Origin of the sequence: Niabella pedocola (assembly GCF_021044425.1) — a bacterium.
GTDB classification, from domain to species: domain Bacteria; phylum Bacteroidota; class Bacteroidia; order Chitinophagales; family Chitinophagaceae; genus Niabella; species Niabella pedocola.
The window spans coordinates 2,564,551-2,579,808 of record NZ_JAJNEC010000005.1 but is presented as its reverse complement, the minus strand read 5'-3'; the positions used below and the strand labels follow the sequence as shown (position 1 = coordinate 2,579,808).

Sequence of the window (15,258 nt, the reverse complement as noted above, 5' to 3'; positions counted from 1 at the left end):
GGCCGGTTTCTTATGCCTTCCGTTGTTTTACCAGCGCGGAATACAGCCAGAAAAAACCAATGGCAAAGAAAACAATCAATGACAATATAGAATTCTTCATGCTGCCGGTTTGCTCTTCAATAAAGCCGAAAGCAAAGATACCGATTACAATGGCCAGCTTTTCTGTAAAGTCGTAATAGCTGAAGAAAGAAGCCGTATCTTTTGTATGCGGCATTAACTTGGCGTAGGTAGACCTGCTGAGCGACTGAATACCGCCCATCACCAGGCCCACGGCAATGGCCAGCCCGTAAAACAGGAATTCCCCGTTGTCACCACCTTCTGCCACCACCGCTGTAAGATAGGCTGCAATACAGATCAATATCCAAAAAATAACCACCCCCATTAATACCCGGATGTTTCCATAACGGGCCGAAAGCCGGGACATATACCAGGCACCGGCGACCGCCACCAGCTGTATCATTACAACCGATATGATCAGCCGGTCATCCGGCAGCCCCAGGAGCTTGCTGCCAAACAGGGTAGCCGCCAGCATTACGGTTTGCACGCCCATACTGTAAAAAAAGAAGCCGCGCAGGTACCGTTTCAGCACCGGCATTAGCTTTACCTGCTGATATACTTTTTTTATTTCAACGAACCCGTCCCGCAATACCCGGCCGCCGATCTTACCTGTTTGCGTGGATTGCGGCAAGCGGGAAAAGGTAATCTGCGCAAAGCCGAACCACCAGATACCCACCAGCAAAAAAGTAAGCCGGGTAGCCAGTCCTTTGTCCTCCATTAAAACGATCAGTAAAAAACCGACTACCTGCATAATGACGCTGCCTATATATCCATAGGAAAACCCACGTGCACTCACCCGGTCCTGGTCTGCAGGAGCCGCTATCTCCGGCAGATAGGCATTGTAAAATACCAGGCTGCCCACATATCCCATTGCTGCCAGCATAAAGGCGGCCACACCCAGGCCCAGCGTATCGCTTGTAAAAAAGAACAGGATTGCAGAACCCAGTGCACCCATATAACAGAAAAAACGCATAAAATTTTTCTTGTTTCCCCGGGTATCGGCAATGGAAGTAAGGATCGGATAAAGGATGGCCACAAACAGGTATGCCGCAGCCAGCACATAATCGTACAGGCTTGAGTTTACAAACTGCCTTCCCAGGAATTGCACTTTATGATCTTTGGAACTGTTTTCCGTAACCGTCAAAAAATAAATCGGGAAAAAAGTAGTGGTAATAACCAGGTTGTACACGGAGTTGGCCCAATCGTACATTGCCCATCCGTTGATCACTTTCTTAGAAGCCGTTTGCATGGAGTTTGTTTGTATAAAAATAAGGGATTTGCGGCGAGCTTTGGGATTTGAGATGTCAGATTTCAGCATTCAGATGTCAGATTTGAGAAACCAGAAATCAGAATCGGGAATCCGGAAGCGGGAGTTCAGAAGCGAGGGGTTCGTATGTTTGTTCAGGGTTATGTAATGCGCTGCTAAACCCGAATAGGAGGACTCCGAAAACGGTTTGCTGCTAAAGGATTGCGGGCATATGGTATTGCAGGTTCCGGAGCCGGTTTGATACCTGGTGTACGGTCCGGGCGCCCGATGCCGGAATCGGCATCTCGTTTCAATGTCATTTCGATAAGGCGGCAGATGCGCAGATCGGGTACAGGCTTTAATCGTACTCAAAAATCCCACAACGAAAGTACCGCAGGCACCATCGGCGTATCTCCAGCAATTATAAAAAAAATCGCTTAAGTAGCCGGTATTGAATCTCGTTGCTCTGATCTCGATCCTGAATGCTGAATACCCGACTCATGATCCTGGCCGTTTATTTACCTCTGAACTCCCTGAATGCTGTTTCCAGCAATTGCAACAGTTGTTCAAACCCGATATTTAAAAACTGTGCGGAGATGCCCACCGGTGTTTTGTAAAGCTGCAAATTCAATTCCATGGCCCGCTTTTTCACGGGGTTCTGCTGTTGCTGAAGGTATACCAGTGGGTTCTTTACTTCAAGCATAATGAATGGCTGATCCGCCACCTGTTCTACGCGGATACTTTTTACATCCTTCCACCATATCCTTCCGGCAGCAATGCCACTGGAATGATCCAGGATGCCCTCTGCATCAATGACCAGTACTTCTTTTTTATCTCTTAGTCTTTGAACAAACACAATGATCCCTATCCCGGATAAGGCGGTACAAATGTATCCGATGATCTTAATTACTCCCGGATCATCACTTCTGATGAACAAAAAGGGTTTTAGCACAAATAGTATCCCCAACAGCAGCAACAATACCGCTATCACCAGGTTACGCAGGGTCTTTTTTTTGTTTATCGCTATGGTTGTCGTTTGCATCATATCGAAGTTGCACTAATTTTATTCAATCATAATCCGTCAACTGTAGCAGTTGCGGAAACAAGTTCAGCAAGACATCCATTGAAATGTACCGATCCGCACAAAACAGTAACACACTACTAGCCGAGCGGAAACCTATACGGTCATGGAGAATATCTGTGTATCCGGCTGCTTCCGGATCAAACGCAGATCAAATGCCATTGCAATATTACGTACAAATGCGCGGCCCTTATCTGTAACATGTAACTCCGTATCAAACATCTCCAGCAATCCATCCTGTTCCATCTCCTGCAAACGGGCGGTGATTTCCGGCAGTGCGTTCAATTGCATTTCCGGTTCGGCCCAGGAGGTGCGAAGCCGGCACATAAGGTTCAGGATATGTTTCCGGATCTTCAGATCTTCTTCATCCAGCAGGTGTCCTTTAACCACCGGCAAACGACCCGCGTGCACGGCATCGGTATATGCCTCGACCGATTTTTCATTTTGTGCAAATGCATACCAGGAATCGGAGATGGCCGACATACCCAACCCGATCATTACCTGGGTGGCCGATGAAGAGTATCCCATAAAATTCCGGTGCAGCCGGCCGTTATGTAATGATTGGTGCAGCCTGTCGCCGGGCCATGCAAAATGATCCATGCCGATTTCGATATATCCGGATCGTTCCAGCAATGCCTTGCCGTCTTCATATAATTTCCGTTTCAGTTCCGGTGAAGGCAGATCCGTATCCCTGAATCCCCGCTGCCCTACGCCTTTCACCCAGGGCACATGTGCATACGAATAAAAGGCGATACGGTCCGGCTTCAGTTCGATGGTACGCTCGATTGTTGCCTGCATGGATTCCCAGGTTTGAAAGGGCAGCCCGAAAACCAGGTCATGACTGATGCTTTCATAACCAGCACTCCGCGCACCGGCCGTTGCAGCGGCTACCCGCTCAAATGGCTGGATCCGGTGTATGGCCTTCTGCACCGCCGGGTCATAATCCTGCACGCCAAAACTCACCCTCCGGAAGCCGAGCTTCGATAAGGTTTGCAGATGGGCTGTGGTGGTATTGTTCGGATGTCCTTCAAAACTAAACTCAGGTGACGTCGCGATAACGGCTTTTGAGAAAATGCCGTTTAGTAAAAGCGCCAGGTTGTCCGGACTGAAAAACGTAGGTGTACCGCCGCCCAGGTGCAACTCCTGAATGACCGGCGGTTCCGGGAGCAACGCACAATACAAACTCCATTCCTTCAAAACAGTTTCTATATAGGGCAACTCCACATCATGCCGCCGGGTGATGCGCTTATGACAGGCACAAAAAGTACACAGGCTTTCACAGAACGGCAGGTGGATGTATACACTGATGCCCTGCTGCGCATTTGTTTCGCTGAAACTGCGTACCAGTGCGTTCTTCCATCCTTCAGCCGTAAAAAGCTCCGGCTCCCAGTACGGCACAGTGGGATAACTGGTATACCGCGGGCCCTGGATATTATACTTCTGGATCAGGTTCAGCTGCATCACATCAGGATTGTAATAACCGAACGGCGTCTTTGGCAAAATAAGTGGCAATCAGGTCGGCACCGGATCTTTTTATAGCCGTTAAACTTTCCAGGATGGCTTTTTCCTCATCCAGCCAGCCCCGTTCTGCCGCCGCCTTAATCATGGCATATTCGCCGCTTACATGATAGGCGCTTACCGGAACGGTAACCGCATTTTTTACTTCCCGGATGATATCCAGGTATGCCATCGCCGGCTTTACCATTACGATGTCTGCCCCTTCTGCCACATCCTTCAGTGTTTCGTTGATCGCTTCTATCCGGTTAGCATAATTCATCTGGTAGGTTTTTTTATCGCCGAAGCCCGGTGCGCTGTCCAACGCATCCCGGAAGGGGCCGTAAAAGCAACTGGCGTATTTTGCCGAATAGCTCATGATACCTACATGAGTATGCCCGCTTTCCTCCAGCGCTTTCCGGAACATTCCGATACGCCCGTCCATCATATCGCTGGGTGCAATAAAGTCGGCACCGGCAGCGGCATGCGAAAGACTCATTTTTATAAGGGCCTCCACCGTTTCATCATTCAGGATGTAACCACTCTTTACATCCACAATACCATCATGCCCGTATTCCGAATAAGGATCCAATGCCACATCGGTCATTACGATCATTTCCGGAACCGCATCTTTGATGGCTTTTACCGCCTGCTGCATCAATCCGTTGGGATTCCAGCTTTCCTTGCCGGTGTTATCTTTAAGCGCGTCATCACATTTCACAAACAGCAGTACGCTTTTGATGCCCAGGCTCCAGAGTTCTTTTACTTCTTCAACGGTTTTATCCAGGGATCGCCGGAAATAGCCCGGCATGGAACTAATGGCTTCCACCACATCCTTTCCCTCTGTAACAAAGACCGGCAAAATAAAATCTGCGGACCGCAATTGTGTTTCCGCAACCATATCACGGATAGCGGCATTTCTTCTTAAAATCCTGTTTCTATGTTGTAAGATCATAATCGATGTATTTTAATTCTAATATTCCGGCGCAGGTATCAGCATCCGCCATAGGCGTATATGATTTCAATGCCACCGTTTTTTTTGACGAACGAGGCACTGCTGGATCCGCCCTCGGCGTAGTATTCAAAATCTACCCGGTTTTTATCTTTTACATTATTGCCTTTTTCATCATATTGGTTGGGCTGGTACCACCAGGAGAAAAAATCGTAGCGGCTTTTTATCTTATTAACAGTTTTTTTCCCCTCTGACCGGAAAGCGGAGGCATTGGTGATTTCTAAAAGGAAGAGAACAGCTTCATGCAGGGATGCATTGGGTAAAAAGATCCGGTGTTCTTCTCCCCCCGGGCCATCCTTTTCTACATACTGCTGCAGGGCGTTGTACGTAACACCCCCTGCAAACCGGTACTGTTCCACAAAATGAATTTCCTCTTTTGTTTCCTTTTCCAGCTCCTGTTTCCGGTAAAACACCGGCTTGCCAAAAAAAGTACGCAATGCTGCCGCTACTGGAATTTCCACATAGTTATCCGCCTCATTATCCTTACGCAATCTTTTGTAAGGAATGCGCGACAGAAAACCCTGAAGCGTATAGCCGGTAGCCTGTTTGCCGGCCACTTTTACCCAGGAGGTCTTTAACGGATAAAAACTACCGGCATTATTGATTTCATCTGCCACTTCCTTTTTGGGTGACGTGGTATCTCCATAGTAGCTGAGGTAGATGGTATATGCCGGATCGTTTGAGCCAGGAATGATCTTAACCGCCTGACCGACCGGTATTTTTTCCAGTGTTTTTGCTTTTACAGAAGGCGTTTCATAGATCTCCAGCGGGAAACCGCTCCAGTTGTAATAGCGTGCGGTTTGAGCGCTCACCATTGCCGGCATCAAAAAACAGTATGTAAGAAAAAGGAACTTCACCGGATTGAGATTTGGAACGTTGAGATACGAGACTTGAGATTTGAGATTTAGAATTTAAGATTTGAGCGTTATACCACCCAGTCCCTCGGATGTTTACAGGCCTGTAATAATTTATCCTCCAGACTGCCGGGCTCCGGCTCGTAATTATAAATAAACCGTACCGTGGGCGGTAAACTCATTAATATACTTTCTGTGCGGCCGTTTGTTTTCAGTCCGAAGATTGTTCCCCGGTCGTGGATCAGGTTAAACTCTACATAACGCCCCCGCCGGATCTCCTGCCACTTTTTATTCTCGGCATCGTAAGAAGTGTTTCTTCTTTTTCGTACCAGGGGAAGATATGCATCGAGGAACGCATCTCCGTTGGCTTTTTGAAAAGCCAGTAAACGCGCCGCCTCTTCTTCGTTATTCAGATAGAGATGATCATAAAATACACCACCTACCCCGCGCATTTCATTTTCGCGGTGTTTATTGGAAAAGTAGGCATCGCATTGTTGTTTATACTTCGGATATAACTCCAACCCAAACGGATCGATGGCCTCCTTTAACGTTGTATGAAAGTGGGTCACATCTTCCTCGAATAAATAATATGGTGTCAGATCCGCGCCGCCGCCAAACCAGCGATGGGTAACGGTACCTTCTTCATCATGTGCTTCAAAATAACGCCAGTTGGCATGTGTGGTGGGTACGAAGGGATTTTCCGGATGCAGTACCAGGCTGATGCCACAGGCAAACCAGGTACCTTCGTTTACCGGCAACACCTGTTTCATTTTTTCGGTAATATGTCCGTATACGACGGAAACATTTACGCCGGCCTTTTCAAAAACAGCACCATTCTCCATGATACGGGAATGCCCGCCACCGCCTTTGCCATTTTCACCGCGCTGCCAGTTGTCTTCTTTAAAAACGGCACGGCCATCTTCCGCTTCCAATGCCTTGCAGATGCGGTCCTGTAATCCGTAAACGTATTCGATCCACTGCTGGCGGAATGCGTTTGTTGCTTCTTTTTTCATAACCGATAAGTATTGTCCGCCGGAGTAGCATCCATAAAAATGCCTCCGTCAATAGTAACCTGTTCTATTTTTCCGCTACTGGGTACAGAAAACGTAACGGTCTTTTCTTTATTTTTCCAGATCTCCGGTGTATAATGGAATCTTTTTTCCTTTCCATCTGCCGGTTTTATGATCACATCAAAAGGCACTGCAAACCCGCCGGTATTTTCCAGTGTAATGGTTGTATTATTAACCCCCTGCCGGGCCCCTTTTATTTTAAGATCGATGTAGTGATTGCTAAAGAACCAGTTCTTCCAAAACCAGGTAAGATCCGTTCCGGCACCGGCATTCATGGAATAGAAATAATCCCAGGGCGTTGGATGTTTTCCGCTCCAGGTGTTCATATAATGAAGCAGGGCCTTTTTAAAGGGCACATCACCCAGCAGGTCTTTCAACGCCAGGTAAGAAAGCGAGGCCTTTCCATAGGAGTTTCTTCCATATCCGGCACCCGACAACTGGGACGACATTGTAATCAGGGGCTGGTCCATTTCTGTAGCCGGGTTGGAGATCCAGTTCTTGATCCGGAAACTTTTATATGCACTGTCTGCTGCATGTTTCCCATTCTCAGAAATACCGATCAGATATTCGAAGGTAGTGGCCCATCCTTCATCCATAAATGCATAACGGGTTTCATTGATGCCCATATAAAAGGGGAAGTAAGTATGTGCCACTTCATGATCCACGGTCAGCCGGGAATCCATCAGGTCTCTTAATGAGGCATCATTTACCATCATCGGATACTCCATGTCGGCATATCCCTGGATGGCCGTCATGGTTGAATAGGGGTAGTTTACACCCGGCAGGTTATCCGAGTACCACCGGATGGCATATTTGGTCCACTCTACATAATTTTTAAAATCGGCAGCCGTATCCTTATAGGCGGCCTGCACACTCACTCTTTTTAACCCTTCCCCGTCGGCGAGCGTCACGCTGCCCGCATCCCATACAAAATGGTTGCTGGTGGCAAATGTAAAGTCGGTAATGTTCCGGGCCGTGAATTTCCATTCGTTCCATTCGCTGAAACTGGTAACCGCTCCCTGTTCCATGTCTTTGGCCGTTGCCACATGAATGACCTTATTACTGCTCATCGATTCCCGGAAACGCCTGAATGCCGCCGGTTGCAGTACTTCCTTTGCATTTTCCAGGGTTCCTGTTGCCCAAACTACATAATTCGTGGGCACCTTTATGGAAACCGTGTAGTCATTAAAATCGTTATAAAATTCACCACCATCTGTATGTGGCAACAGGTCCCAACCGTTATAGTCGTCATACACCGAAATCCTGGGATAGAAATAGGCGCAGAAAAATGTATTGGGGTCAATCTGGCCTTCGCGGCCGCTGAGTTTTGATAACGAGTAGGACCATTCGATCTCAAATTCGGCTTTTGAACGCGGCGGCAATGGTGTATTCAGGTCTACGGTATTTGCCGTGCCCCAGTCGTCGCTATTGACCGTATAACGTTCACCGTTCACTACAAATCCAAGGATCTTTAAGCCCGGGGTTAAAAAATCCCCGGGTACCTGTCCGGCTCTTGGAGCCTCCGGTTTATGAATATTATTTACAAAACGGATCACTACCGATTTAAGGCTATCCGGACTGTTGTTGAAATAAGTGATCTTCTCGCTGCCTGCAACAGATTTCTCTGCCGTATTCACAGTAGCGTTTATAACATACACACCGCGGTTCTGCCAGTAATGGGTGCCGGGCAAACCATTGGTGGTACGGGTTCCTTTTTCAACGGCATGCTGAATATTCCGGGGCATATAAAGGCCTTGTGCCACAACAGCCGTATATTGAAGCACAAAGGCTGCAATTAAAAAAGGTACTTTATTCAAGGCTATTATTTTAAAGATCCTCAAATCTGAATTCCTTTACGGTATTTACAAATGCTTTTGCATGATCTACCGGCACATTGGGCAGGATCCCATGTCCCAGGTTGGCAATATGCCGGCCCGGGCCAAAAGCGCGCAGCATTTCCTTTGTTTCCTTTTCAATCCGGGAAACGGGGGCCAGTAATTTTGCAGGATCAAAGTTACCCTGCAAAGTAACCTGATCACCGGCTAAACGACGCGCTACCTGTGGCTCTATACACCAGTCGATACCCAAGCCGGCGGCACCGGTTGCAGCCATTTCTGCAAGTGATCCCCAGGCGCCTTTTGCAAAAACGATCACCGGAACGCTTTCTTTTAACGCAGCCACAATCTGGCGGATATAACGAAGCGAAAATTCTTCAAAATCATGTTTGCTCAGCAATCCGCCCCAGCTGTCAAATACCTGCAATACATCGGCACCGGCCGCCACCTGTCCTTTGAGATAGGCGATGGTTGTATCGGTGATCATTTGCAGCAGGGCATGTGCCGTTTCCGGCTGCTGGTAACAAAAGGCTTTTGCTTCATCAAAGGTTTTGCTACCCTTGCCCTGAACCATATAACACAACAGGGTCCAGGGTGCTCCCGCAAACCCGATCAGGGGCACACGTCCATTCAGTTCCTGTTTGATCAGTTTTATTGCTTCAAATACGTAGTTCAATGTTTCATTCACGTCCGGCATCCTGACGCGCTGAAGGTCGGCCTGGTTTTTTATGGGCTGTGGCAGGAGCGGCCCCAGTTTTTCTACCAACTGCACTTCCATCCCCATGGCCTGCGGCACTACCAGGATATCTGAAAACAGGATGGCGGCATCCACACCAACAATATCTACCGGCTGCAAGGTAATCTCGCAAGCCAGCTCGGGGTTCTGGCATCTTTCAAAAAAAGAATACTTTTCTCTCAGCTGTATGTATTCCGGCAGGTACCGTCCTGCCTGACGCATCATCCAAACCGGGGTACGTTCCGTGGCTTCTCCGCGAAGCGTTCTTAAAATTAAGTCGTTTTTTATTTCCTGTTGCATAGTTAAAATCTTTAAACCAAGCGGGCTACCCCCTGCTGTTGGCAATCATTCCGATCATCTGTTCCACATCGGGCTGTATTGCTTCTTCTATATTTGACGTATATTTTTTTAAGGCCGCGGTTGTAGACGGGCCTATCGAAAATGCTTTTGTTGCCGGACTGATCTCATTTAATGAAAAAAAACTTTCAACGCCACTCGGGCTATAAAAAAGGATCCCGTCATATTGCCGGTTAATCGCCACCGGTGTTTTGATGGTTTCATACACCACTTTTTCCCTGCAGGGAATGGCATGCTGTTTCAGTCCGTCTGGAATGGTGTTCAGCCGCAGGTTTCCGCAAAAAAAAACCACCTGGTCCGGAGCCTGCTCAATGATCTGTTTTACCAGTTGTGCCCCGTTGGGAGCCGATGCCCTGATTTTGGTTCCCGGAAATAGCTCCTGCACTTTTTTGCGGGTAGCTGCTTCAATGCAAAACACCGTCCACAGAGGGCGGTCTGTGAGTGCCGCAGCCACTGCTTTTACGGCGTTGGCACTGGTAAAGATCACGGCCTGATCCGAAAGCGGAACATCGGTGAGCAATGCAGCCACCTGTTCCGGTGCCACCGGCTGTGTTTGCAGGAAAGACCTGCAATCGAGCTGTACCTGGTTCCCGGCCTTGCGGATGAGCGCATCATCAAGTAGTTTTGTACTTAAAATATGAAGCGGCTTATTGCTCATGATTCATTTTCGCAATTAATGGCCCGGCGCCTTTTTCCAGGATGGCTGCGGCAGCGGCTTTTCCGGCCGGGATGTTTGCATCGATCGCATAGGTTTCATTCACCGCTATCTTTTGTCCGCCCTCCGGTGTAACAATACTTCCTTTGAAGTGCAGGCTGTTTTGATGAATGGTGGCCAGTGCGCTGATCGGCGTGGCGCAGCCGCCCATGAGTTCGCTTAAAAAATCTCTTTCTGCTTTTACGCAGTAGGCGGTTGCTGTATGATTGATGCGGCTGCAAGCACGCAGTACCGCTGCATCTCCTTTACGGGCCGTGATCATTATAGCGCCCTGGGCCGGGGCCGGCAGCATCCAGTTAAGCGTAATGCTGTTAGCGGGTTTCAGGCCAATGCGCTCCAAACCGGCTTCTGCAAAGATGGCCCCGAACCAATTACTTTCAGAAAGCTTGCGGAGCCGTGTATTTACATTTCCTCGGATATTTTCGATCGTATGCCCCGGAAACCGGTTCAGCCATTGCGCTTTGCGGCGCACGCTGCTGGTGGCGATAGTTAGGGGAAATGTTTCAGGTTCAACGTTTAAAGTTTCAGGGGTTGAGATTTGAGATTTGAGATTTGAGATTTGGACTCCGTTGTCCGGCGCCTGCCAGTTGGGGTTCAAAACCAAAATATCGTTATAGGATGCGCGTTCTAAAACGGCCGCTTCCACAATGCCTTCGGGCAATTGCACCGGCACATCCTTCATACTATGTACGGCTACATCGATCTTATTATTGAGGAGGGCGGTGTCCAGCACTCTTGTAAAAACACCCTGCACCCCCATGGCATAGAGCGGTGTAACCAGGTCTAAGTCGCCCTCGCTTTTAACCAACTCCAGCTGTGCAGGAGTGCCTAAACTTTCCAGGAGATTTTTTACTTGTGTGGCCTGCCAAACGGCCAGCTGACTGTCTCGGGTACCAATGCGGATCATAATAAAATATCCGGGGTCAGAGAAGCTGCAGGTAATCGTTGATGCTGCTGATAAACTGGCAGCCCTTATCATGCCGCACTTTAAGGTTTACCGCCAGTTGCTTTACCGCCTTTTGGGCGCGTATTACCCGCTCTGTTTCGCTGATCAGTTCTTTATCCTTATAAAATTCGCAAACGCCTGTTTGCATTAAATCAATTTCGCTTAGTTTGTTCTTCCAGGTTTTCAGGTGGAGGGCATAATGATGATCTCTCAGCCAACCCAGAAATTCTCCTTTGAAATGCGCAATGATGGTGAGCGCACGGGGTATTTCCGCTTTGCGTTTTGCAAGGGTTTTGTCCAGTATGGTATTGGAGATTTCATCCACATCAATTACGGTTACCTGATCCATTTGGCGGATGTGCGGGTGCACATTTACCGGTACAGAAAGATCCAGGAATAATTTTTTTGTACCGGGTGCCACATGCTCGGGCACTACCATCGGCTCGCCGGCATTGGTACATACAATTACAATATCGGATGCATGAATGGCCGCGGCCTTTTCCGCATAAGATGCAAAATGGATCCCATGATCGGAAGCAATCTGCTTTGCAACAGCATCCGTACGGTTCATAATCGTAACGGAAGTATCCGGTAAATAAGTATTCAGATTTTTGCAAACATTGACCCCGAATTTTCCGGCACCAATGATCAGCACTTTCTTTTGTGTGATCTCTTTTATGTTCTGCAATAATTCGATGGCTGCAAATGAAACGGAAACGGTTCCGTCGCTGAGATTGGTGTCTGTTTTTATTTTTTTTGAAGCCTGGAATGCAAAGTTCAGCATCCGGTCCATCACCGGGCCAATCAAATGCTGACCGCGCGCTGTGTCTACCGCTCTTTTTAATTGACCCAGGATCTCATAGTCGCCCAATATTTGCGAATCCAGCCCGGCAGATACATTAAACAGGTGTTGTAATGCTTCTTCCCCATTCTTAAAATAGCCGCACTCGTAAAAAGCCGCTTTATCACCGTGTGTATGCGGCACCAGTAACTCCACCAGCTGCATCACGGATTCGGCAAACCCGTAGATCTCCGTCCGGTTGCAGGTAGACACTACAAACACACTTTTCAGCCCTGCCGCCTTTGCACTTTTTCCCAACGTGGCAAAGGCCTCATTTGTAATGGAAAACAGTCCTCTGGTTGCTGCGTCGGCCTTGTGATAGTTGATGCCCGCAATGCAAAAACGATCTAAAACCTGTTTTGAAATATGAAATTCTTCTAGCGACATATTCAGCCGCAAATGTATAAAGGATAAGTGGTAGTATCGTCATACTTTTGTCACCGGGCCTTAAAAAAATCATGATTTTTATCATGATTTTTCATTATCGCAGACAGTATGATTGTCTTGCTGTAACCTGTATCTTTGCCGGTTGTTATACTTTTGCACCGCGCGTGCAAAACCGGGTCCTTTCCTGTAACGATGGTTGCAAAAGGGATCCTAATTTATACTACAAAGAGATGCGTAAAACAGGAGTAATATTAATGAATCTGGGATCCCCGGATTCCACTGAAGTAAAAGATGTAAAACGGTACCTGGATGAATTTCTGATGGATAAACGGGTAATTGATAAGCCCTGGCTGTTACGGTTCCTGCTTATCAAGGGCATTATTGTACCGTTCAGGGCCCCAAAATCAGCAGAAGCCTACAAAGCGATCTGGTGGGAAGATGGCTCACCGCTGATTGTATTATCAAAACAGCTGCAGGAAGCCGTTCAAAAAAAGACCGACCTTCCGGTTGAGCTTTCCATGCGTTATGGAACGCCCACGCCGGAGGCTGCTTATGACGCAATGTTGAAGCGCATGCCGGATGTGGAAGAAGTGATCCTGGTGCCTTTATATCCGCATTACGCTATGAGCAGTTTTGAAACGGCGGTGGAACACATGAAAGACGCTCACAAAAAAAGGAATTATGCTTTTACGTTAAAAGTGGTTCCCCCTTTTTATAAACATCCTTCCTATATCAATGCACTGGCCGAAAGTATGCGGCCGTACCTGCAGGAAGATTTTGACCAGCTGTTATTCAGCTATCACGGCATACCGGAACGACATATACTGAAGAGCGATCCTACCAAAAAGCACTGTATGCAGGTTGAAAACTGCTGCTTCAAATCGAGTCCCTCCCACCCCACCTGCTACCGGCACCAGGTAACCATTACCAGTGAATTGGTAGCTAAAAAACTGGGATTGCGTAAAGATCAATGGCAGCAAAGCTATCAAAGCCGACTGGGACGCGATCCCTGGCTGCTGCCCAACACGCAGGTGCGCCTGCCGGAGCTTCCGAAAGAGCAGGTTAAGAAGCTGGTGGTGGTATGCCCCTCATTTGTGAGCGATTGCCTTGAAACGCTGGAAGAGATTGAAATGCGCGGCAAGGAAGAATTTATCGAAAACGGCGGGGAACGTTACACGTATATTCCCTGTATGAACACCAGCGAACTTTGGGTGGATACCGTACTGCAACTGGTGAAAGAAACCATCGAACAGTAAGGTTTAAGTTTTACAGATCTTCCAGTTGCGGTAGTACCGTCCAGTAACTCAGTACAATGCGCCGGCGTTCATCCGTGGATTTGTAATCAGTGATCTTTGGTGAGGGATATTCTTCTCCTTTTCCGTAGGCTACATATCCCACTTTAAGCGTGTTAAAATTTCTGAATTTTTCGGTATTGCTGCCCAGCACGATTTTCATATTGCGCACCATTTCTTTGGCCCGCAGATCCGATAACAACTGGTTCATCAGTTTTTGAGGCGGATTGTCATCGTTGAGGATCCCAGTAAGCTCTTTATAAAGCTGCCCGCTCCGGGCCACGGGTGTGGAATCTGAATAGCCAACAAATACAATACGGGCTTCGCGCGCGATACCGGCATATTTATTTGAAAGATAGGACAACGAATCGATGATGGGCGTAAAATGCGAACGGATGGAAGGCATGGCCGACTCCGGGATCCGGTATACGCCCGGATCAAAGAACGCCGCATAATGAAACATCTGGTACTTGGCAGTACTTACCGATTCCTTTAACATCCGGTACACTTCTTCACGCCGTTTTTGCGAGGTGTTGAAGGAATCCAGTATGATCAGCTTGGCCAGGATATCAGAGGAATTGATCCCCTTTTTAAATGTGGCCCGGCTTTTGGTGGCCATATCCATAATCAAAGCCAGTTCCTGGGCACTGTTCAGGCGTCCGTTAAGCTTATCGAGGATCCGCTGCACATCATTATTTAAAACACTGTCGATCGTATGGTTGCCCGCTTTAACGTCCAGTATCATTTTTATAGAATCCAGTTTATCAGATTCCGTATTTACCATTTTCTTGGTTTTTTCACTGGTGGCTCTGGCGGTTGTCAGCTGCTTTTGCGAACCACAGGATAACAACATCAGCAGGGTGAGAACAAAGGGATAAAACTTCATAGTCAATTATTGAGGTACCGGCTTAATGGTAAAGCCTTCTTGTTTCAGCGGTTGCCGCGGTTGCCGGGTCTTAATTTTTTCTTCCAGCATCCGGTCGTAAATTTTCTTCCGGTAATCCGCTATTATTTCTTTATTCGTTGTATCAGTATTGCTTTTTTTCTGGGATATCTGTGCAATTTCCTTTAACTGTAAATTGATCAGCGTGGTATTGTTACCCAGTTTTAATTCGCTAAACGACAACAGCATTTCATCCAAAGAAGGATGCTGGTATACATCGGCGCTGCGTTCTGAATTTTCCTGAAGCCGCCAGCTGATTACCAACCCAAGGATTAGCACAATGGAAACGCCCCATAATCCCAGCAGCATCGACAATATGGTCTTGTGCAGCCGGCCCTGCGTTAACGTATCTTTTATGCGTTGCTGAAGTGCCATTACATTAGAGTTCTTTT

At 47.7% G+C, this 15,258-nt stretch carries 14 protein-coding genes; 1 reads left to right on the top strand and 13 read right to left on the bottom strand.

Annotated features, from left to right (window positions below; genetic code table 11):
• Positions 1 to 10: 10 nt before the first annotated feature.
• The 11 genes from LQ567_RS18130 to hemA form a co-directional block, all read right to left on the bottom strand.
• On the bottom strand, positions 11 to 1,306 hold the full coding sequence (locus LQ567_RS18130; protein ID WP_231006917.1) for an MFS transporter: 1,296 nt from the start codon (positions 1,304 to 1,306) through the stop codon (positions 11 to 13).
• Positions 1,307 to 1,817: 511 nt separating this feature from the next.
• Positions 1,818 to 2,348: an STM3941 family protein gene (locus LQ567_RS18125; protein ID WP_231006916.1), complete on the bottom strand. Its 531-nt coding sequence runs from the start codon at positions 2,346 to 2,348 to the stop codon at positions 1,818 to 1,820.
• A 132-nt stretch (positions 2,349 to 2,480) separates the two neighbouring features.
• Positions 2,481 to 3,845, bottom strand: a complete 1,365-nt coding sequence (gene hemN / locus LQ567_RS18120; protein ID WP_231006915.1) for an oxygen-independent coproporphyrinogen III oxidase — start codon at positions 3,843 to 3,845, stop codon at positions 2,481 to 2,483.
• A gap of 4 nt (positions 3,846 to 3,849) precedes the next feature.
• Positions 3,850 to 4,833 carry a porphobilinogen synthase gene (hemB, locus tag LQ567_RS18115; RefSeq protein ID WP_231006914.1) on the bottom strand — a complete coding sequence of 328 codons (984 nt, stop codon included), beginning with the start codon at positions 4,831 to 4,833 and terminating at the stop codon, positions 3,850 to 3,852.
• A 38-nt stretch (positions 4,834 to 4,871) separates the two neighbouring features.
• Positions 4,872 to 5,747: a hypothetical protein gene (locus tag LQ567_RS18110; protein WP_231006913.1), complete on the bottom strand. Its 876-nt coding sequence runs from the start codon at positions 5,745 to 5,747 to the stop codon at positions 4,872 to 4,874.
• A gap of 68 nt (positions 5,748 to 5,815) precedes the next feature.
• Complete coding sequence (gene hemF, locus LQ567_RS18105) at positions 5,816 to 6,757, bottom strand: oxygen-dependent coproporphyrinogen oxidase (RefSeq protein WP_231006912.1); 942 nt, start codon at positions 6,755 to 6,757, stop codon at positions 5,816 to 5,818.
• The gene (locus LQ567_RS18100) at positions 6,754 to 8,631 is read right to left on the bottom strand and encodes a M1 family metallopeptidase (RefSeq protein ID WP_231006911.1); all 1,878 of its coding nucleotides are present in this window, start codon (positions 8,629 to 8,631) and stop codon (positions 6,754 to 6,756) included. The genes hemF and LQ567_RS18100 overlap by 4 nt, the downstream gene beginning before the upstream one ends.
• Before the next feature lie 10 nt (positions 8,632 to 8,641).
• Positions 8,642 to 9,685 carry a uroporphyrinogen decarboxylase gene (hemE, locus tag LQ567_RS18095; protein WP_231006910.1) on the bottom strand — a complete coding sequence of 348 codons (1,044 nt, stop codon included), beginning with the start codon at positions 9,683 to 9,685 and terminating at the stop codon, positions 8,642 to 8,644.
• A gap of 25 nt (positions 9,686 to 9,710) precedes the next feature.
• A complete protein-coding gene (locus tag LQ567_RS18090; protein WP_231006909.1) occupies positions 9,711 to 10,400 on the bottom strand; it encodes a uroporphyrinogen-III synthase in 690 nt (229 codons plus the stop codon).
• A complete protein-coding gene (locus LQ567_RS18085; RefSeq protein WP_231006908.1) occupies positions 10,390 to 11,364 on the bottom strand; it encodes a hydroxymethylbilane synthase in 975 nt (324 codons plus the stop codon). Before LQ567_RS18085 ends, LQ567_RS18090 begins: the two co-directional genes overlap by 11 nt.
• Positions 11,365 to 11,380: 16 nt before the next feature.
• Entirely contained in the window at positions 11,381 to 12,631 is a 1,251-nt protein-coding gene (gene hemA, locus LQ567_RS18080; RefSeq protein ID WP_231006907.1) for a glutamyl-tRNA reductase, read from the bottom strand.
• Positions 12,632 to 12,861: 230 nt separating this feature from the next.
• Here hemA and hemH point away from each other — a divergent pair, with 230 nt between their 5' ends.
• Positions 12,862 to 13,887 carry a ferrochelatase gene (gene hemH, locus LQ567_RS18075; protein ID WP_262909627.1) on the top strand — a complete coding sequence of 342 codons (1,026 nt, stop codon included), beginning with the start codon at positions 12,862 to 12,864 and terminating at the stop codon, positions 13,885 to 13,887.
• 10 nt (positions 13,888 to 13,897) lie between these two features.
• Here the strand turns inward: hemH and LQ567_RS18070 are convergent, their stop codons facing one another.
• Positions 13,898 to 14,809, bottom strand: coding sequence for a hypothetical protein (locus LQ567_RS18070; protein ID WP_231006905.1), 912 nt, complete (start codon positions 14,807 to 14,809; stop codon positions 13,898 to 13,900).
• Positions 14,810 to 14,815: 6 nt separating this feature from the next.
• A complete protein-coding gene (locus LQ567_RS18065) occupies positions 14,816 to 15,241 on the bottom strand; it encodes a hypothetical protein (protein WP_231006904.1) in 426 nt (141 codons plus the stop codon).
• Positions 15,242 to 15,258: the final 17 nt, after the last annotated feature.